Raw genomic sequence first — 20,988 nt, forward strand, 5'->3', positions numbered from 1 at the left:
ATGGGCTGGCGCCAGCATGGAGAGAATCTAGGTAGCTCAACGGAGAAAACCGTTGACAAAACTATAGGAACACCCCCCTGTTTGTTGAGCTGCCGATTTTTGTGCTGGGCGGTCTGGTCTTGCTAGAACCGCGCGACCTGGTGCGTGAGCAGACCTGTCGGAACTTGCGGCGCGGCGCCGCTGACCTGCGCGGCGGGGAAGAGCACGGCAACGGTAAAGTTGAACGGCTCCTTGCCGGTGTACGTTCCGGCGGCACGGGCCTCATCGGCCAGCAGCTGCGACGCCCCGGTCAGAGCGGCGGCGTAGGCGGGGTCGTCGGTCAGCGCCGGCTCCGGTGCTTGGTCGAGCATAGCGCGGATGGCCCCGACGGCGTCCTCGCGCTTGACCTCCCACACGTGGTGCGTAATGCCCGCAGGATCGGTGACGGCGTAGAGCGAGGCGCCCTCTTTGGCAGCGCCCAGGATGATATCCATGACGGGCGAGGCCTCGTAGGCGAGCGACACGGGGCGCGGCTGCACCTTGAGCTCGGCGATCGCGCGCGCGGCGGCGGCCACGTCGGCGCTGGCATCGCCCTTGTCGCCCGCAAGTACACTCGTCGGGCAGATCGCCACGACACCCGTCACACGTCCCGGCTCGCCCGAGCATTCGTACACGTAATACGCCGCGCCTGGATCCTTGAGCATTAGGCCGTCAGCAATGGCGCCGCGCAGGGCGTCGTTGCCGCTCAGGATACCGCCCATCGCAGGCAGCGCCTCGAGCACACGGTCCTGAGCCGGGCGGATGCAGGGAAACGGAAGTGCTTTCATGGGCGGTCCTAACGCACGAGTCGGTTTGTTCGCGGCTTATTATGCCCCAACTTGGCCGCTTGCGTCCCAGAGCGTGTTATCGGCAAGCGCGATGAGCACGTTTTGGCAGCGAACGATATCGGCATGGGGCACATACTCGTTGGGCTTGTGCGCGAGCGCCAACGAGCCGGGGCCGTAGCTCATACAATTGCGGTTGCCTGTCTTGCCGGCAATGACGGCGGTATCGGTGTAGCCGGTAAAGAAGCCGACGGTCGTGTCCGCGTCCGTTACGTCATCGGCGGCACGCTTGAGCGCTGCTAGAAGGGGAGAGTTCGGGTCGCGCTCGATGGCGGGGCGGTCGCCCGTCACTGTGTAGCTGCCATGGCAACCGGGAACGGCGGCTTCGGCGACGGCGATGGCATGCTCGACCATATTGATTGCGGCGGCCGTATCGGTCGGCGGGGTCAGGCGCATGTCGACCCAGACTTTGGCGCGGTCGGGTACGACGTAGGGGCGATATCCGCCCTCGATTTGGCCAAACGTGATGGTCGAAGGCCCCAGCTCATCGTGCGCGGGCAGCGCCGCAAACGCGCGACGAAGCGAACACACGACCTCGGCCATGGCGGCGACGGCATCCGCGCCCTTCCAAGGCTGGCTCGCATGCGCCGTCACGCCAGCCATTTCAATCTCGAACCACGTACGCCCCTTGTGCGCCACCTGGATCTGTCCGTCGGTGGGCTCGGTGTCCAGCACCCATTCGCGCGAGCTGACCCAGCCAGCATCGATCGCGGCCTCTGAGCCGCGCATGAAGTCTTCCTCGTCGACCGAGCAGATGAGCGAAAAGCCGCGGCGTGGCAGCGCGCCATCCGCCGCCACGCGCTCGAGCGTATGGATCAGTGCGGCAATAGCGCAGGCCAGGCCACCCTTCATATCGCAGGCACCGCGGCCATAGAGTTTATCGTCGCGCACAACCGCCCCAAGCGGTGCGATGTCTGCGTCCCAACCATCGCCCAAGGTGACGGTATCCATGTGGCAGATATAGATCAGCCGCGGCTCGTCGCTTTGGCCCGGCACGGTGACTTTAAGGTTGCGGCGCCCGGGCAGCACTTCGAGCTCCTCAATCTGCACGGCATCGAGCGCAGAACTATCAAGTTGTGCCAGCTGCTGCTCAATGAGCCTCTTAATGAAGCGCTCAATTTCATCCTCATACGCGCCCGGGTTTGAGCTGTCGATCCGCACGAGCTCCTGCGCAAGCCGCCAGGCAAAGTCCTCATCAACCATATGCAACCTCACAATCAGTCTGCTTTCCAAACCGATTGTAAGCCTCTTGAGAGATCCGCGGCGTGCGCGCAGCGGTATTTACCGTTCGCAGGCCGAGCCAGCGCGTTTGCCGTCCAGGCGGGTTTACAAACGACGCGGTGGGTACGTACCCTTCATGGACGACATGCTGTGCGACATATCTGCCTTTCGGTATCACCGGATACCCCCACAGGTCTTGGCAATAATGCCGGACCTGCCCGATTCTGCGGACGATCCGCGCAGGGAGCACCTATGTGAGCATCCGCTCGTCAAGCATTTCCTGGGCACCCCGTTACACGTGTTGGCGCAGGGCGTCTGCGGGCGCAAGGGCGATCGCATTGTCAGGCATGTTTGGAACGGGGAGAGGCCGTTTGATTCCGTGCGGCAGACGGAGTTTGGCCTCGATGTCGCGTCCCCGCTCTTTACCCTGCTGACCCTGGCTTCCTCGGTCTCAAACGAGCGTCTAATCATGTGCATGTATGAGATGTGCGGCACCTTTGCCGTGTGCAAGATTGCGCCTCAGGTAAAGTCGGCACTTGAGCAGGCATATGGGAGCCGATGGAGTGACGCACGGTCGGGCTGGGAAAACGTAAAGGATGTCTCGGGGAATCCAACGGACTTGTGGAAACGACCTCCCTTGATCGAGCTCTCTGAGCTTATAGAGTTCGTCGATAAGGTCCGGGGGCTCCGCGGCGCTAAATCGTTCATACGAGCCGCGAAATGCATTACGGGGGTGGCAGCATCGCCGCTCGAGGTCCAGGCTTCGATGCTGTTTGGCCTTACGAGGTTGCGCGGCGGCGAAGGGCTGAGCCTTACCAATAACGTTGAGATTCGTATGACGCGCAGCGCCCGCCTGATTTCGGGGCTTGATAGGCGCTATGCCGATATCCTGCTGGCAAATAAGGACGGCAGCCGAGAGTGTCTGGTTGAATGCCAAGGTAAAGCCATTCACGGATCCATTGAATACAAGATCTCGGACTCCGATCGAACGACGGCCTTGCAAGCCATGGGATATCCCGTCGTTCTGATGACCTATGGTCAGCTGGCCGACTTCGATGCCTTCCGCGTGGTGATGGAGCTCATCATGTCCTATCTCGATGTGCCGCTGAAAGACAAGACGCCGCGACAGCAGGAGCTCGAACGGCGGCTTCGTGAGGAGATTTTTATCGATTGGGCGGGAATGTAGTCGCGCGGTGGGTAAACGGTAGCGCGAGCTAGAGTTCTGGTCGCAAAAAGGCTTCAATTTTGCCTTGGAGGGACCCTAAAAATGCTATCTAGAATAAGTTGTTTCGGAAAATAGACAGTCAACTTACATTCGGCACATAGAGACCGATTTTTACCTACTAAAGTCCCTGATAAAGCTGTTTATCAAAGCGGGTGTGCTTAGCGACTGGAGCCTCACTATCGATTATCTGAAAAAACTTGTTCCGGGTATCATTTTAAAGTCGTCCGGAGCAACAAAATCGCCCCCCGTTTCGTGAAAACGGGGGGCGAATGGGCTTCGTGGTCTGTCTGGCAGGCTTGGCACCGGCGCTATTTAATCACGCGCACGCGATACATCGACGGAATCTGCTTGAGCGCCTCGATCGTGCTGCCGTCCAGGTGCTCATCGGTGTCGAACATAGTGTAGGCGTTCTCGCCAGCGGACTCGTTGGTCATGCGCTGCACGTTGGCGTTGTCCTTGGCGAGAATGGCCGTGATCTGGCCGATCATGTTGGGCACGTTGGCATGCAGGCAGGCAATGCGGCTTGCGGCGCGCGCCTTGCCCATGCTGCAGGCGGGGTAGTTGACGCTGTGCGCGATGTTGCCGTTTTCCAGGTAATCCTTGAGCTCGCTGATGGCCATGTCGGCGCAGTTGGCCTCGGCCTCGCCGGTGCCGGCGCCCGAATGCGTGGTGATAAACGTATTGGGCATCTTGACGGTCTTGGGCGTGGCAAAGTCGCAGCTAAACCAGCTGAGCTTGCCCTCGCGCAGGGCGGCGTCGACGGCGTCCTCGTCAATGATGGTCTCGCGCGCGTAGTTGATGAGCACGGCGTCGGGCGCCAGCAGGTTAATCTGCTCGGTGCTTATCATGCCGATGGTGTCTGCCTTGCTGGGCACGTGCACGGTGAGGTAGTCGCAGCCGCGGCACAGATCCTCGAGCGTGCCCACGCGCTGCACCTCGCGGCTCAGCACCCACGCGTGCTCGACGGAAATGAACGGATCGTAGCCGTAGACGTCCATGCCCAGGTCGACGCAGGCGTTGGCGACCTTGGAGCCCACGTTGCCCAGGCCGATGACGCCGATGCGCTTGCCCTTGAGCTCGCGGCCCACAAAGGCCTTCTTGGCCTTCTCGGCGTCGACCTGGATCTCGGGGTCGTCGGCGTTGTTGCGCACCCAGTTCATCGACTGTACCACGCCGCGGCTCGAGAGCACCAGCATGCCCAGGACGAGCTCCTTGACGGCGTTGCTGTTGGCACCGGGGGAGTTAAAGACGACGACGCCCTTCTTGGCGTACTCCTCGACGGGGATGTTGTTGACGCCGGCGCCGCAGCGGGCGATGGCGCGGATGCCCTCGGGCAGCTCGTAGCCGTGCAGGTCGGTGGAGCGCATCAGGATGGCGTCGGCCTCCTCGGCGGTGCCCACAAACTCGTAGCCCTCGCCAAACTCGACCTTGCCGTCTTTGGTGATGTCGTCGATGGTCTTAATCTTACGCATGGAAAAACTCCTTAGCAGGTTTTGATCTAAACAGGGTGGTTTGAGATGGCTGGTCGGCCCGCGTGCTGCGGGCTAGTTAGATCGCGGGCTCAAACTATGCTGCGCTTCGAAGTCCTTCATGTACGTGGCCAGCGCCTGCACGTCCTCCATGGTGACGGCGTTGTAGACGCTGGCGCGCATGCCGCCCACCAGGCGATGGCCCTTGACGTTTTGAATCTGGTGCTCGGCCGCGCCTGCGACAAAGGCCGCGTCGAGCCTGGCGTCGTCGGTGCGGAAGGTGACGTTGGCGATGGAGCGACTGTCGGCCTGCGTGGTGCCATGGAACAGTTTGCTTTGCTCGAGCAAGTCATAGAGCAGGTTGGCTTTGGCCCAGTTGCGCTCGGCCATGGCGGCAAGTCCGCCGGTCTGCTCAACCCAACGGAACACCTTGCCGCACACGTAGATACCAAAGGTGTTGGGCGTGTTGAGCATGGAGCCCTTGGCGGCCTGGGTCTTAAGGTCCATGTACTGCGGCGTCTGCGCAAAGGCTGGACCGTCGGCGATCAGGTCGTCGCGCACGATAACCACGGTGACGCCCGCGGCGCCGGCGTTTTTCTGAGCGCCGGCGTAGATGAGTCCGTAGCGCTCGACGTCGAGCGGCTGCGACAAAAAGCAGCTCGAGACATCGGCGACCAGCGGTACGTCGCCGAAGTTAGGCAGCTCGTGGTACATGGTGCCAAAGATGGTGTTGTTCTGGCAGATGTAGACGTAGTCGAGCCCGCCGCCCGCGGCCTCGGCGGCAATGCGCGCGTTGATGTCGGCCATGGCGGGAATGCGGTCGAAATTGGCGTCCTCGGAGCTCGCGAGCAGCACGGCCTCGCCGTACTTGGCGGCTTCCTTGTACGCCTTGTTGGCGAAGTTGCCGGTCACGACGTAGCCGGCGCGGCCGCGGCGCATGAGGTTCATCGGGATGCCCGCAAACTGCAGCGTGGCGCCGCCCTGCAAAAACAGAACACGGTAGTTATCGGGGATGCTCAGCAGGCGGCGCAGGGTTGCCTCGGCGTCGTCGATGATCTGCTGGTACATGCTAGATCGATGGCTCATCTCGAGCACGGACATGCCGCAACCGTGGTAGTCCATCATCTCGTCGGCGATCTCGGCGAGCACGCTGGTAGGCAGCGCGGCCGGGCCAGCTGAGAAGTTGTGCACACGTGCCATCTTCTAGTTCCCCTCGTAGTCGTTTGAACGTTCGGGATACTTTAGCACAGTGCAGCGTCAGGCGCGACCGCATCACGGTAAAACTCGAGTGCGCCGCTATGATTTACAGGATGGTTACATGGGGGAGGGCTTAGCTCGAGGCTCGCATCCGATCCGTCTCGGCCTTCACTCTATGTTGAGTGTAGCGGAGGGTGGGGACAGATTCACAAGCGCGCCTGTCTGACAAGTGTGATTTGGGGCGATCTCGTCAAAGCTGCTGAGCTGAGAAAATAACCGTTAACCGGATTAAATTTTGTTACTCAACATTTGACACTCTGTGCGTGGTAACTTTTTTACCAACAGGTATGATTAATGACAAGTGCGCCGCGCCTGCCTGCTGGGCCGCGGCGCACTTGTGACAGCCTTTGACACCCTTGGAGCGTGTACTGTGGATGTAACCACAAAAAGCGTTCGGGGGGGGGGTGCTCACCCGCGAGCAATTCCTCCCGCATGAGATGCGCATCGTCGCTGCCCTTCGTATGCAGGGCGCAAGTGACGAGCAGGTCATTGTACGCGTAAAGAGCGAGAACCTCTTTCAATATCCCACGGAGCGCATGGTCGCCAACCGCGCAACCGTGTGCCTTCGCCGCCTTGACGCCATGGTGCCCACGGACGCCGTATGCGCCGCGCGCGGCATCGACCCCAAAACCGCCGTCGAGGCTGCGTCATCCCTAGCCAGGCTCATGGCATCCGGCACTCCCACGCAGGCGGACCAGGCCATCTTCTACAGCATGATCTGCCGCTACGATATCGTGCGCGAGCTCGTGCTCGTCGAGGTAGGGGAGCGCCTACAAAATTTCGATTATGCCTTTACGGCGGTTGACCTCAACGCCTTTATGACACGCTTTACCACGGAGTATCCGGACGCGGCCCGCTGGACTGAGGCCACGGTCAAGCGCATTAAGGGCTCGCTCCGCCAGACGCTCCGCCATGCCGGCCTTATCGGCGAGGGCCAGGGCCCGGAGTCCGAGCGCCTGTCACCACTCTTCCTCGATTCCGATGTCGAGCGAGCCTTGGTTCAGCTGGGCGAGCAGTCGCTTATCGCGGCCCTTACCGGCAGGGCGGTGATGTAGCGTGGCTCCCGTCAAAAGCGCCGTCGACCCTGTTATCACCCCGGCGACGGATCTCACCACCAATATCGGCATCCATTCCCGCAAGAGCGTCGTGGCGGCGCATGCCCGCTCTCAGCACGCCTGTCAGGAATTTGAGCGCCGTGCGCAGCTTCTGCGCGAGTGCCTGTGCAGCGAGGACTTTTTGGCCAACAAGGGCATAGGCAATGAGATCGGCTTCCACACTTTTTGCTATGACCCCGCGCTGGAGTTTGAGGCGCGTGCATTATTTGACACCCTTTCACGCGATGCCGAGGCCGACAAGCTTCCGTGCACGCTCAAGGTCGTGAACCTTTACGACGCCGTGCTGGCAATTCTCGAAAAGCGCCGTGTCCTCAAGGCTATCCCGCACCAAGAGGAGCGCCGCGGTACCCAACGCGTGCTCGAGGACGTGGCCAAGTTCGCCTCGCCCGAGAAAGTTGCCGCGTACATCCTTGAGCAGACCGAGCCGTTCGCGCCCGGAGACGTCATTCTCCTCACCGGCGCGGGCGAGGTTTTCCCGTTCTTTCGCATGCACACGCTTCTCCACTGCATGCTTGCGGATTTTGATGAGGTGCCTGTGGTCGCCGCCTATCCGGGCAGTTTCAACGGCTCTTCTTTCCAGCTCTTTAACCGTCTGCCGGCCGACAACTACTACCGCGCCATCGATATCTCGTAAGCACGGCTCCCCGCAGGCAAGTCCCTGCCGCCGGTAACAACCCTTTGCCATAACGTTCCCAAACCTAAAGGAGCACCCATGGACAACACGATCATTCGCGACCTCTTTGCAAAAGACATCAACCGCTCCATCAACGGCGTGGTCAAGGTCCAGGATTCAAAAGATGGGTCCATCCGCCAAGAGCTTGACGAGTACGTGGTGACGCGCGAGTTGCAGAGGCACTTTGCCACGTTCTTCAAGGCCTACGGCGATGCCATCAATGTGCGCACCGACAAGATCGGCGTGTGGATCAGCGGTTTCTTCGGTTCCGGTAAATCGCACTTCCTCAAGATGCTGAGCTACCTGCTAGAGAATCGCCAGATCGGCGGTAAGAGCGCCATCCGCTACTTTGACGGCAAGATCGTCGACCCCATGGTCGCGGCGGCCATGGAGCGCGCCTGTTCGGTGCCCACGCAGGCCATCCTCTTTAACATCGATAGTAAGGCGGGCCAGTGGAAGCAGGGCGATACGGCTCCCACGGCGCTGCTTCGCGGCTTTGAGCGCATGTTCTACGAGGCGCGCGGCTTCTACGGCGAGGACCTCAAGCTTGCAAAGCTCGAGGACTACATCGATTCCCTGGGCAAGACCCAGGAGTTCCGCGAGGCCTTTGAGCGCGTCAACGGCGAGTCCTGGCTCCAGACCCGCGACACCTACAGCTACTTTGAGGACGACGTGGTCGAGGTGCTGCAGAGCGTGCTCGGCATGAGCGAAAAGGCCGCATGGAACTGGCTCGAGGGTTCTGAGGACGAGGTTTTGGCCCCCGATGTTTTTGCCAAAAAGGTCAAGGACTACGTAGACGCTCGGGCAGCGGCCCACGGCGGCAACTTCCGTTTGCTCTTTATGGTCGATGAGGTGGGTCAGTTTATTACAAACGACAAGGACCCAAGCCTTATGCTGAGCCTTCAGACCATCGTCGAGGAGCTGGGTGCCGCCTGCGGTGGCCGCGTGTGGGTGATGGTCACGAGCCAGGAGGCCATCGACAACCTGAGCCTGCCCGTGGGCAACGACTTTTCAAAGATCCAGGGCCGCTTCAATACCCGCCTTTCGCTCTCCAGCTCCAGCGTGGACGAGGTCATCCAGCGCCGCGTGCTCGAGAAGACCGCGCCGGTGGCCGATATGCTTGCACAGGTCTACGAGCAAGACGCCGCCGTGCTCAAAAACAACTTTACCTTTGAGGGTGGCTCGCGCTCCGACCTTGCCGGCTACGCCAACTCCAAGGATTTTGTGGCTAGCTACCCGTTTGTGGGCTACCAGTTTAAGCTCCTGCCCGACGTCATGACCGAGGTGCGCAAGCACGGTGTCAAGGCCAAGCACATGTCAACGGGCGAGCGCTCCATGCTGAGCGCGTTCCAGGAGAGCGCTCAGGCCATCCAGCATGACCGGGCCGGTGCGCTCGTGCCGTTCTGGCGCTTCTTCGATACCATCTCCAAGGACCTGGAGCACGGCATCAACCAGGTGGTCGACCGCGCGGTCCGCGCGGCCGAGGACGCAAAGGGCCTTGAGCCCTACGACGTTCAGGTGCTCAAGCTCCTGTACTTGATCCGCTACATCGGCTACGTTAAGGCCACGGTCGAGAACATCTCCATCTTCATGATCGACGGCCTCGACGTGGACATGCGCGCCCTCAAGGACCGCGTCAAGGAGTCCCTTGCCCGCCTGGAGCGCGAGAACTACGTGGCACGCCAGGGCGATACTTATAGCTTCCTCACCGACGAGGAGCAGGAGATAGCGCAGGAGATCGCACGCACCCCGATCGATAACGTGCAGGTGATCGAGTCTATCAAAAAGCGCCTGTTCGACAGCATCTATACCGCGCGCAAACTCAACCGTGGGGCCAATGACTTTCCGTTTGACCGCTATGTGGACGGCTCAATCCACGGTACCAGCATGGGCGGCATGGAGCTTTGCGTGGCGACTATGGCGAGCGACCTGGGCCGTGCGGACGATACCGAGCTGGCCTTGGCTTCTTCGGGCAAAGCCATCGTGGTCTTGAGCGACGAGGCGGATTATTGGGAGACGCTCGTCAACGCCGCCAAGATCCGCAAGTACGCCAAGACGCGAAATCTCCAGGAGCTTCAGCCGAGTACGCGCCAGATCGTCGAGTCCAAGATGCGCGAGGCGGCTTATAACGAGAAGGAGGCCGATACCCTTTTGAGCGAGGCCGTGCTCCATGCACGTTGCGCGGTCAACGACCGCATGGTTGAGGTCCGCGCGGCCAAACCCGCCCAGGTCTTTGAGCAGGTGCTGGCGCAGCTGTGCGATGTGGTCTTTGAAAAGGCCGACTATATCGGCTCGCCGGTCATGAGCGATTCCGATATCCGCTCCACTCTGGCGGGCAACGTTCAAGCGGGGCTCGCTGGCATGGACGCGGGTAACACGCGTGCGCTCAAGGAGGTCGAGGACTACCTCAAAGTTCAGCACCAGCGCCACCTGGATACCGCTATGGGCGATATCCAGCGCCAGTACCAGCAAAGGCCCTTTGGCTGGCGCGAGGTCGACATCGCAAATGTGGTGGCGCAGCTTGTGGTAGAGCAGCGCGCGCAGGTGCTGTTTGGCGGTCAGACGGTTCAAGCTAACGACAGCCGCATGGTGGCACTCCTTCGCAAGGATGCCGATAAGGCTCAGGTGCGCTTGCGCATGCGCATGAGCGACCGGTTGCTGCGCGCCACGGGCGAACTCATGTGTGACCTGTTTGATCTCAAGACCGTGCCCTCCAACGAGGATAGGCTCGTGGTCGAGCTCAAGGAGCGCCTTGAGGACTTGCGCGAGTCGTGCCTCGCCATAGCACGCGACTACTATACGGGTATCAAACCGCTCTATCCGTATCCTGGCGAGAGCGAGTGTGAGAAGATGCGCTCGGAGGTGGCCGACGTCCTTAAGGACCAGAACGAGTCCGAGGCGTTCTTGACCACGTTCACCAAGCATGAGGAGCGCTTGCTCGATGCCAAGGAAGACTTTGACAAGGTGGTTGAATTCTTAGAGTCCAACCAACGAACAGCGTTTGACCACGCTAGGGATTTCTTGAGCCGCACCGAGGGTATCGAGTATGCCTCCGATGACATTCCCAGCGCGGTGGAGAACGTGGCAAAGGTGCGCGAGATCCTCAAAGATCCCAAGCCCTATGGCCGCATTAAAGACCTGCAGCCGCTTATGGATCCCGTTGAGGACGACATAAAAAAGCTGCTGGGCATCCGCCGCAATGAGTTTTTGTGCCGCATCGAGAGCGATCTGCAAGACCTGCAGGCACAGGCTGAGAGTCAAAAGGGCTTTGTCAATCAAGCCAAGGATGCCATAGCAGAAGCCGCCGCCAAATACGAGTCGTTCAAAAACCGTGCCCACAGTGCTCAAAGCCTCAACGAGCTGAGTGTTGCCGCGACTAACTGGGGCAACTGGATCGTTGCTGCAACCAACAAGATATACGACGCCGTGGATGCGGCCCGCATGCGCATGGACAACGAGCGCCGCACCACTGAGGTCACGAGTACGGGTGAGGTGGTCAAGAAGGTCTCCAACAAGGGCGCCGCATCGTCTGCTCCCGTGCCCGCGCCCAAGCCCCAGCGCAAGATCAAGACCGTGCGCCGCGCCGATCTGGCCAAGCCGAGTCGTCTCTTGTCCGCAGAGGACGTGGAGCGCTATGTGGATGACTTGCGCTCCCGCCTTATGCAGGCACTCGCTGCAAACGACGAGATCCGTATCAACTAACCCGCGGGGCAACCGGCGCCAAAACGTGCGCCGGTTGCTTATGGCGTTTAGAAAGGCTCATCAACCATGAACGATTCTGCTCTTAAGAGCTTCTGCACCTGGGCCCGCACGGAGCTCATCAAAGGCGTTGAGGCGCAGATGGTGCGCTACGGCATCACCGAACCTGCACCTGCGCCCGCTGGGTCCGAGACCGTCAACAGCCTGCCCCTAAGCCCGGCTGAGGTTGAGCAACGCGATGAACTGCTGCGCATGCAGGCAGAGGTGGGTCACGAGGCGCTCTGCGACCGAGCGGCCTACACCTGGTTCAACCGCATCGTGGCCATTCGCTTTATGGATGCACGCGGATGGCTCCCCAGCCGCATGCGTATGCTGAGCCGTGCGGACGGCAGCCATGGTAGCGAGGCCGTGGAGAATGCTCTGGACGTGGAGATAACGACGGCCGATACCGATCGCATAGCCGAGCTCAAAATGGCGGGCTTGGATGAACCGTTGTGGCGCTACCTGTTTGTTGCTCAGTGCGAGGAGCTTGCCGATTGCCTGCCGGGCGTCTTTGAACGCGTGGGCGGAGCCATGGAGCTGCTGTTGCCCCAGGGCCTCATGATGGCTGACAGTGTGGTGGGCAAACTCAATGCCGTCCTAGCTGACGAGGACTGGCGCGAGGGCGTGACCGTTCTGGGCTGGATGTATCAGTATTACAACGCTGACGTTAAAGACGAGTTCTTCAAGTCCAAGCGCAAGGCAGCGGCGGCGGATATCGCACCTGCCACGCAGCTCTTCACCCCCGAGTGGATCGTGCGCTATATGGTCCAGAACTCGCTCGGCCGTCTGTGGATGCTCAACAATCCGGGGAGTTCGCTGCGCGAGCGCATGGAGTACTACATCGAGCCCGACGAGGAGCACGAGGACTTCATCTACATCTCGAGCCCCGAGGAGATCACGCTCTGCGACCCGGCGTGCGGCTCGGGCCATATCTTGGTCTATGCGTTTGAGCTGCTTTTTGCCATGTACGAGGAGCGCGGCTATCGTGAGCGCGAGATTCCCGAGCTCATTCTTACTAAAAACCTTGCAGGCATGGAAATCGATTCCCGCGCGGCACAGATCGCGGAGCTGGCGCTTGCCATGTGCGCCCGCGAGCACGACCGTCGCTTCTTTAGGCGTGGCGTTCGCGCCGACGTTACCGTGCTCTCGAGCATCCCGCTAGGGGAGGACGAGCTGCCGGGTAACAAGAAGCTCGCCGAGGAGCTGAGTCATTTGGGCGAGATCGGTTCGCTGCTCAATCCTTCAGAGGACGAGATCGACGAGCTCAAGGCTGCCGCCGCGAGTTGTTCCGATGACCTTTTTGCCGCTACGGCCAAAACTAAGCTCGAAAGCGCTGCCGCCATCTGCGAGAAGCTGTCCCATCGTTTTACCTGCACCGTTGCGAATCCTCCGTATATGGGCAGCAGCAGCTTTAATCCATTCATGAGCAAGTGGATCAAGAAGAACTACCCCGACGTGAAGAGCGACCTCTGCACGTGCTTTATCGAGCGCGGTTTTAACCTTGTCGAGGATAAGGGCTACGCCGCAATGGTTACCATGCAGAGTTGGATGTTCCTGGGCAGCTTTGAGAAGATGCGCGCCAAGGTTATCGACAACAAGACAATCGTTTCCATGGCCCATCTGGGACCTCGCGCGTTTGATGCTATCGGCGGCGAGGTCGTCAACGTTACAGCTGACGTGATCTACAACCAGCATTCGGACGCCGAGGGCGCCTATGTGCGCCTTGTTGATATCAACGGCTCTGAGGCCAAGAGGCTCAAACTGGTCGAGGCCATCCAAAACCCCGATTGCGGCTGGTTCTACCGCCGCGACGCCGGCACCTTCAAGCAGATTCCCGGCATCCCCATCGCCTACTGGGCAAGCGACGGACTACTCTCTGCGATGGCTGATGGCGTTAAACTATCTTCGTTCGGAAGAACGTCTAAAGGAATTATCACTGGTAAAAATGATAAGTTCATTAGGCTTTGGTGGGAGTGCGCCGTTGGGACTATCGGTTTTTCGTCATCATCTGTATCCGATTTATTTAGTGGCAGAAAATGGCACCCCTGCACAAAGGGAGGCTCTTATCGTAAATGGTTCGGTAATCTTGACTCTGTAATTGATTGGTCAAATAACGGTCACAGTGTGTTTGAGTCGGCCTCGCGTGAAGGAAACCATGCGCAAGATTATTCGGATGAACTGAAATTCAAGCCCGCCATTTCATGGTCGGCGATTACTTCGTCCATCCCTTCGTTTAGGTATGCGTCCAATTGTCTTTCAGAGCATGCCGGCATGTGCCTTTTTGTTCCTGAGGATAAAATCGGTTATATGTTGTCGCTGCTTAACTCCAGCGTTTCTAAAGAGTATTTTTCGTTAATCGCTCCAACTCTGAACGTTAACGCTGGTGATGTGGATAAATTTCCCGTCCTACTGAGTTGCTTCAATCTCGTAGACGGGTTATTTAAGGAAAGCAGAGGATTATCAAAAACCGACTGGGACTCGTTTGAAACCTCCTGGGATTTCAAGCGTCATCCTCTCGTTTAGGAGTCCACATGTCGCAGAAGAAAAAGGCTAACAATAATAAATGCGCACATCCACCTCTTAAGAATGATGTGTCGTGGATAAAACAGGTTCATGAATCGTATAAGGACGATGTCTCTAAGAAAAAACTACGCATATATTTGCAAAGATTTGTATCCGAATCAGAAGCTATTGATGCTACGAGGCAGACCAATGGGTTTATTACTGATTTGAATATTTATACTACTGTTCAGGCAAATGCGTTTCTTGAACAGATGTGTTTCGACAGTGCCGTTAAAACAAGATGGGCATATACCCCTAATGACCTTGCAAAAGCGGCCCACGAAGCAGGTAGCGATTCATCTGATTTTATTAAACGAGATTACGAGTTTGCCCTCATTTGCTTATCAACAGCGGCTTGTCTTAACAAAAGGATTGCTGGGCTTTCAGAATTCAAGCCGGGTGCGAAGACCAAAACAGGCAGGAGAAAACAGAATAAAAGTTCATTTAGAAGACTTGACGCCGTTTTTAGACATCTGAGGAATGCTCTCGCTCATGGTCAATATTTGCGAGTTGTTAAGCCCGATGGATCAGTGTGGTGGGCTTTGCAGGACGCAAACGGTAAAGGAAACGTCACGGCAAGAATGCTACTGAAAGAGGATACGCTTGATGCATGGGTGAATCTGCTCTCGCTAAGAGACAAGAGATATAGAGATAAAAGCTAGTAGTTAGAATAGGTGCGAAATTGCATCGCCTTAGTTCCTCAAGCTTCCTGTACAGCGGGGAGAGCGTTTTAGCGGTTTTTTTGGATACTGCAATCCATTTTTTCGCAGTGGTTTCCAACAGCAACGAAAGGATGGCCTACCATGGCCACTTTACTTCAAGATAAATATGAGGCTCGCAAGGCCGAGGTCAATGCTCGCTTTGAGCAGCTTCGCGCTAACGAGGAAGAGCTCAACCGAATCTTTGCCAAGATCTACAACATGGAGGGCGAGGTACCCATCGAGGTCGAGGACAAGTACGTTTCGGTGGCGCGCATCTTCGATACCGCAGATGAGATTCCCGAGAGCTATAAGGGCAACAAATACGTGCGTACCAAGCGCGACGAGGTCACCTCGCTCATAAGCTATGCCGTCGGCTGCATGTTTGGCCGCTATTCGCTGGATGTGGACGGGCTGGTTCTGGCCGATCAAGGCGCCACGGTCGACGACTATTTGGCCAAGATGCCCGATCCCGATCACGTGACCTTTATGCCCGATAGCGACAACGTGCTGCCCATTACCGATGACGAGTACTTTGACGACGACATCGTGCGTTACTTTATCGACTTTGTGCGCACCGTGTACGGCGAGGAGACGCTCGAGCAGAACCTGGCCTTTATTGCCGAGGCGATCGGCGGCAAGGGTACCTCGCGGGAGGTAATCCGCGCCTACTTTTTGAAGGACTTCTTTAAGGACCACTGCCAGACCTATAAGAAGCGTCCCATCTACTGGCTGTTCGACAGTGGAAAAAAGAACGGCTTCAAGTGCCTTGTTTACATGCATCGCTATCAGCCCGACCTGTTGGCTCGCATCCGCACCGACTATGTGCATGAGCAGCAGGAGCGCTATCGCTCGCAGATCGGCTATGCCAACGATGCCCTTGCCAGTGCCGAGCGCGGCGAGCGCGTGCGCTTGGATAAGCGCGTCAAAAAGCTCAACGACCAGCTCAAAGAGACCATTGGCTACGAGGAGAAGCTGCATCACTTGGCAGACCAGATGATTAAGATCGACCTGGATGACGGCGTCAAGGTCAACTACGCCAAGTTTCAGGATGTGCTGGCAAAGATCAAGTAACTGCAGATACGGTAAGGATATTCATGCCCAAGATCGATGTAGAAGAACAGCTCAAACTGCGGTTTTTGCAACCGTTGCTCGCATGTATGCCCCGCCGTGTGGTGGTTTGGCACGATGCGGACGGCGAGTTTGCCCCTGAGTTTGAGCGATTGGCCGCCGAGGGATTCGATGGCGCGGGGACCGATGACGGCGTTATGCCTGTTCAAGGTGACTTTGAACGCCCGGTGCGATTTATTGAGGCCTGCGAGGGCCGCATGTTTGCCGTCAAGAAGCTAATCAACCGCGATGACCTTGCGAGCGATATCTTGTTGTATCGCCGTTGCCCGCGCGGCAGGCTTGAGGGCGATTGGCTTGCCGATGTTGAGCTGTATGCCGATCAGTTCCAGGCTGACTATCTTTCACTTTTGGCCGATCAGCTGGGTATCGAGAATATTGACGCCGTGCGCGAGAGTCTGCGCGAGCACAAGACGTTCTATGATGCCAAGACCCGCTGCGCTAAGTTTGCCGCGTGTGTTCCGCATGCCTCGGGCGCATCCGATATCGAACTTGGCATCCTTACGGTGATTTTTGGCGGTAAAGAGCCTGGCGACGCGCGGCCCGCGTTTGTACTGCGCGGCTGTATGACCATGCTGCTGCACGAGGGGCCCGAGGCACTGGCCGAGTTGGCGGACAAGTACTGTGCGCGCGATGTTCTCTCTGCCTTCATTGTGCGTTGCTATGGGTTTGAGGGGCCGCTGTATGAGCGTGATTCGCTGCTTGCACTGGCATCCCACGTGTTCCTTACGGCGGCATCCACAGCGATTCCCGAGGGAGCGCTCAAGGGACTCGAGCGTTTTGTGGCTCCTGCCTATGGTCCCTATTGTCTTGAGGCAGTGCGTACGTGGGACCAGGTTGCCGATGCTCAGGCTTCGAGCGAGGACCTATTTGAGATCTGCCGTTTGGTAGAGGATGCTCGCGGGCTCTTTGCACGGTTTGAGGCCTTGCCGATCGATGTGCTGGCCTCGCTTGATGTGTTCCCGTGCGTCAACGAGGCCGTGCTTTCGCAGCTGTTCTGCTCGTTTGCTCAGGGCGCGGACCGTGTTGAGGACGCGCGCACCTTTGCGGCGCGTCGCTGCGACCTGAGCTGGTACCGCCGTGTCGAGAGCTACTTTGACCTGCTTGTCGCCGTGGCCGATATGTGCGCGTTTAGGCAGGTGCACGCGGGCGGGTTCCATCTGGCGCAGCCCCAGCAGGTGTGGGATGCCTACACGTCCGATTGGTATGTCATGGACGCTGCCTATCGCCATATGTGCACCGCGTATTTGCGGGCACGCTCCGTCGAGTGCGATGTGCTCGAGGAACCTGCCCGAGCCGTAGTGGACTGGGCGGAGAATCTCTACAGTAACTGGTTCTTGGCCGATGCCAATGCATGCTGGGCATCGGCTGCGCAAGGGGAGTGGGCCGATTGCGGCTACATCGAGGGGCCCGAACGACAGGATGAGTTCTACTGGCACGTGCTGCCCGCCTTTGTGGGCTCTGCCAAAACGAAGGTCGTTATCGTGAGCGACGCGCTGCGCTATGAGGTGGCCCGCGACGTCGCGGCGCTGCTCGAGCGCGAGCGTGGCGGTAATGTCAAGGTCTCTAGCATGCAGGCGGTCTTTCCCTCCATTACCGAGGTTGGTATGCCCGCGCTGCTGCCACACCAAGCGCTTAAGCTTGCAGCGGATGGCTCGTTTGTGCTGGCTGACGGCATGCCCACTGCGACGACTCCGCAGCGCGAGGCCGTACTTGCCCACGTTGAGCCCACGGCCCGCGCTTTGCGCTCGAGCGCATTCCTCAACATGGCGGGAACCGAGCGTAAAGCGCTGCTCAAAGACTCCGAGCTCGTTTATCTCTACCACAACAAGATCGATGCCACGGGCGAGAAGGCCGCTACGCAGGATGACGTTTTCGATGCCTGCGCGGACGCCGTGGAGGAACTTGCCGCATTGGCGCGACGCGTGTGCACCGACGCTCCGGGCGCGCGTGTTGTTATAACGGCGGATCATGGCTTTATCTACACGCGTCGGGAACTTAACGAGTGCCAGATGCTCGGCAAGCCAGACCTTCCCTTCCTTGACGCTCCCGTCATGCACGGCAAACGTCATCTGGTGGTGCCCAACGAGGCCGTGGCCAAGCTTTCGGACGAGGCGCGCGGGGTGTTTGCTGATGTTGACATGGGGCGTTTGGGTGCCGGCTTTGAGGGGTTTGCCCCGCGTGAGAACGTGCACTTCAAACGACCCGGCGGTACTAACAACTACGTACACGGCGGCATGAGCCTGCAGGAGCTTTGCGTGCCCGTTATCGGATTTTGGCGTGCGCGCTCGGGTTCCAAGGACTTTGTCGATGCGCGTGCGGCGACGCTGCGCGTACTTAGTGAGGGACGCCGAGTGACCAACTCGCTCTTTTCGGTCAATTTGATCCAGGAAGAACCTGCCCAAGGTAAGGTCTTGCCGTGCGAGTACGAGTTGGTGTTTACCGATGCAAGTGGCAACGAGGTGAGCGATACGGTCAAGGCGCATGCCAACAAGACTTCTGTTAACTCGCAGGAGCGCGTGGTGCATGCCAAGTTTGCGTTGCATGCAGCGGATGGATTCTCGGCCAAGGGTCCGTACTATCTGGTCTGCCGCGAGCGCGAGACGGGCAAGATCGTTTGGCGCGAGACGTACACCATCGCTGTTTCATTTGCCCCCGTTGCTGATTTTGGTTTTTAGGAGTGTGCCCTATGTTTGATAGCCATGACGACGATCTGTGGGAAGTCCCCTCGATTGATGCGGATGTGCCCGAGCAGGCTGCGGTGCCTACAGGGGTGGCCGTGCCTGCTGCGGAGGCTGAGACTGCCGCGCCCGTTGAAGCTGCCGCGCCCGCCGAGGGTGAATCCTCGACCGATGGCTATGACCAGGCCGTGGCCGAGGACCCCGAGGGCGACGGCTACGACATGGATGGGCTGGACGGCAAACTGCTCGAGCACTTTGCTGGCAAGATCGTGCGCAAGGACCTGACGGCCCTTATGAAGCGCGGCGCCAACGTGCCCACCTTTGTGCTGGAGTACCTGCTAGGCATGTACTGCTCAACTGACGACGAGGATGCCGTGGCAGAGGGTTTGGAGCGCATCCGCAGGATCCTCACCGATAACTACGTGCGTCCCGACGAGTCCGAGCGCATTAAGTCCAAGATCCGCGAACTGGGCCGCTTTACCATCATCGATAAGGTGACGGCCAAGCTCGACGAGTACAAAGACATTTACGTGGCGTCGTTTGCCAATCTGACCATCGAGCCGTTTGTGATGCCGGCCGAGTACGTGCGCGACTATTCCAAGATTCTGCAAGGCGGCATTTGGTGCATTATGAGCATCGAGTATCGTCACCCCTTGGATGAGGAAGACGAGTTTGGCATGGAGGTCTTTGGCGACGATGCGCCGCGCCGCTCCAAGGCCAAGCGCAAAAAGCGCGGACCCGAGGACTCTCCGTTTAGTGTGGCGTCGCTCACGCCCATCCAGATGCCCAATCTAGACCTGGATGCCATGGTCGACGAGCGCCAGTACTTTACGCGCGACGAGTGGCTCAACATGCTGCTGCGCTCGGCTGGCTATGAGCCCAGCGAGCTTTCCGAGAAGGAGCGCCTGCACTTTATCGAGCGCATGGTGCCGCTGATCGAGCGCAACTACAATCTGTGCGAGCTGGGTCCCCGCGGCACCGGCAAGAGCCATATCTACAAAGAGGTCTCGCCTTACGCCATCTTGCTTTCGGGCGGCCAGACCACTACGGCCAACCTGTTCGGCCGCATGAACTCCATGCGCGCCGACCGTGTGGGCTTGGTGGGTCACTGGGACTGCGTGACGTTCGACGAGGTCGCCGGCATGCGCTTTAAGGACACCAATGCCGTGCAGATCATGAAGGACTATATGGCGAGCGGCAGCTACGCGCGCGGCCGCGACCAGATCAACGCCGATGCCTCCATGGTCTTTGAGGGCAACATCAACGACACTGTGCAAAACGTCCTTAAGACCACGCACCTGTTTGATCCGTTCCCGCCGGAGTTTAACAACGATTCGGCTTTTTTCGACCGTATCCATTATTACCTGCCGGGCTGGGAGATTCCCAAGATGCGCTCGAGTCTGCTGACCGGGCATTACGGCCTGATCACCGACTGCCTGTCGGAGTTTTGCAAGGAGATGCGCCGCAAGGACTTTACGCACCATATCGACCGGTATTTCCGCTTTAACAGCGACTTTAACAAGCGCGACGAGATCGCCGTGCGCAAGACCTTTAGCGGCCTGGCCAAGCTGCTGTTCCCCGACGAGGCCATGGACAAGGACGACGTGCGCTGGCTGCTGGACTATGCCATCGAGGGCCGTCGCCGCGTAAAGGAGCAGCTCAAGATTATGGCGGGCGTCGAGTTTATCGACGTCAACCTGGGCTATATGGATGCCGACAACCCGCAGGACGTGCATGTGGTGCGCGTGCCCGAGCAGAGCGAGGACACGCTGATTCCCGACGGGCCGCTGCTGTCCGGTCACGTGTTTGGCGTGGGCAGATCGCAGGGCGGCGAGGTCGCCGTGTACAAGCTGGAGAACAAGGCCGTTGCCGGCGAGTGCAAGTTTAAGCACGAGGGCGTGGCCTTTAACAAGCCGGTGCGCGATACGCTGGAGGCCGCGTTCGACAACTTTGTGAACCTGGCGAACCGCGTGGCGCCGGGCATGCACATTGGCTCCAAGGACTACCTGCTGTTCTACAACGACTTGCAGAGCAAGGGCCTGTCCGAAGAAGTTTCGCTCGCCGAGTTTGTGGGCCTGTGCTCCGCGGCCTGCAACCGCCCGGTGATGCCCGCGCTGGCGATTCCTGGAATCTTGCGCATGTCGGGTTCTATGGACGAGATCCGTGGGCTCGAGGACATTATGCGCGTGGCCAAAAACGCTGGTGCTAAGCGCGTGATTTTGCCGCTGAGCGCCATCGCGGGCCTACAGAGTGTTTCGTCCGAGATTATTTCGGGGTTGAGCCCGGTGTTCTACATGGATGGCGACCCGGTCGACGCCGCAAAGAAGGCGCTGGATCTGTAGAAGTGCGGGCGAG

At 59.0% G+C, this 20,988-nt stretch carries 13 protein-coding genes; 9 read left to right on the top strand and 4 right to left on the bottom strand.

Annotated features, from left to right (window positions below; translation table 11 throughout):
* Positions 1-122: 122 nt before the first annotated feature.
* Both PMX70_RS07930 and PMX70_RS07935 read right to left on the bottom strand, forming a co-directional pair.
* A complete protein-coding gene (locus tag PMX70_RS07930; RefSeq protein WP_124786077.1) occupies positions 123-806 on the bottom strand; it encodes a DUF1015 family protein in 684 nt (227 codons plus the stop codon).
* Positions 807-845: 39 nt separating this feature from the next.
* Positions 846-2,078 (bottom strand): M20 family metallopeptidase, encoded by a 1,233-nt coding sequence (locus tag PMX70_RS07935; RefSeq protein WP_271743291.1) that lies wholly within the window; start codon positions 2,076-2,078, stop codon positions 846-848.
* 211 nt (positions 2,079-2,289) lie between these two features.
* Here PMX70_RS07935 and PMX70_RS07940 point away from each other — a divergent pair, with 211 nt between their 5' ends.
* The gene (locus PMX70_RS07940) at positions 2,290-3,270 is read left to right on the top strand and encodes a hypothetical protein (protein WP_147351775.1); all 981 of its coding nucleotides are present in this window, start codon (positions 2,290-2,292) and stop codon (positions 3,268-3,270) included.
* Positions 3,271-3,617: 347 nt separating this feature from the next.
* Here the strand turns inward: PMX70_RS07940 and PMX70_RS07945 are convergent, their stop codons facing one another.
* Both PMX70_RS07945 and serC read right to left on the bottom strand, forming a co-directional pair.
* Positions 3,618-4,781, bottom strand: coding sequence for a phosphoglycerate dehydrogenase (locus PMX70_RS07945; protein WP_117800446.1), 1,164 nt, complete (start codon positions 4,779-4,781; stop codon positions 3,618-3,620).
* 72 nt (positions 4,782-4,853) lie between these two features.
* Complete coding sequence (gene serC, locus PMX70_RS07950) at positions 4,854-5,978, bottom strand: 3-phosphoserine/phosphohydroxythreonine transaminase (RefSeq protein WP_118335359.1); 1,125 nt, start codon at positions 5,976-5,978, stop codon at positions 4,854-4,856.
* A 461-nt stretch (positions 5,979-6,439) separates the two neighbouring features.
* Here serC and PMX70_RS07955 point away from each other — a divergent pair, with 461 nt between their 5' ends.
* The 8 genes from PMX70_RS07955 (at position 6,440) to brxL (ending at position 20,975) form a co-directional block, all read left to right on the top strand.
* On the top strand, positions 6,440-7,090 hold the full coding sequence (locus tag PMX70_RS07955) for a DUF1819 family protein (protein WP_124786081.1): 651 nt from the start codon (positions 6,440-6,442) through the stop codon (positions 7,088-7,090).
* A gap of 1 nt (position 7,091) precedes the next feature.
* Entirely contained in the window at positions 7,092-7,784 is a 693-nt protein-coding gene (locus PMX70_RS07960) for a DUF1788 domain-containing protein (RefSeq protein WP_124786082.1), read from the top strand.
* A 78-nt stretch (positions 7,785-7,862) separates the two neighbouring features.
* Positions 7,863-11,525: a BREX system P-loop protein BrxC gene (brxC, locus tag PMX70_RS07965; RefSeq protein ID WP_271743294.1), complete on the top strand. Its 3,663-nt coding sequence runs from the start codon at positions 7,863-7,865 to the stop codon at positions 11,523-11,525.
* 66 nt (positions 11,526-11,591) lie between these two features.
* Positions 11,592-14,087, top strand: a complete 2,496-nt coding sequence (gene pglX / locus PMX70_RS07970) for a BREX-1 system adenine-specific DNA-methyltransferase PglX (RefSeq protein ID WP_124786084.1) — start codon at positions 11,592-11,594, stop codon at positions 14,085-14,087.
* Positions 14,088-14,095: 8 nt separating this feature from the next.
* A complete protein-coding gene (locus PMX70_RS07975) occupies positions 14,096-14,788 on the top strand; it encodes a hypothetical protein (RefSeq protein ID WP_124786085.1) in 693 nt (230 codons plus the stop codon).
* A gap of 141 nt (positions 14,789-14,929) precedes the next feature.
* Positions 14,930-15,898: a BREX-1 system adenine-specific DNA-methyltransferase PglX gene (locus tag PMX70_RS07980; RefSeq protein ID WP_271743296.1), complete on the top strand. Its 969-nt coding sequence runs from the start codon at positions 14,930-14,932 to the stop codon at positions 15,896-15,898.
* A 23-nt stretch (positions 15,899-15,921) separates the two neighbouring features.
* Positions 15,922-18,630 carry a BREX-1 system phosphatase PglZ type A gene (pglZ, locus tag PMX70_RS07985; protein WP_271743297.1) on the top strand — a complete coding sequence of 903 codons (2,709 nt, stop codon included), beginning with the start codon at positions 15,922-15,924 and terminating at the stop codon, positions 18,628-18,630.
* An 11-nt stretch (positions 18,631-18,641) separates the two neighbouring features.
* Positions 18,642-20,975 (top strand): protease Lon-related BREX system protein BrxL, encoded by a 2,334-nt coding sequence (gene brxL / locus PMX70_RS07990; protein WP_271743299.1) that lies wholly within the window; start codon positions 18,642-18,644, stop codon positions 20,973-20,975.
* The last annotated feature ends 13 nt before the right edge of the window (positions 20,976-20,988 follow it).

Source organism: Collinsella aerofaciens (genome assembly GCF_028206795.1).
GTDB lineage: Bacteria > Actinomycetota > Coriobacteriia > Coriobacteriales > Coriobacteriaceae > Collinsella > Collinsella aerofaciens_AX.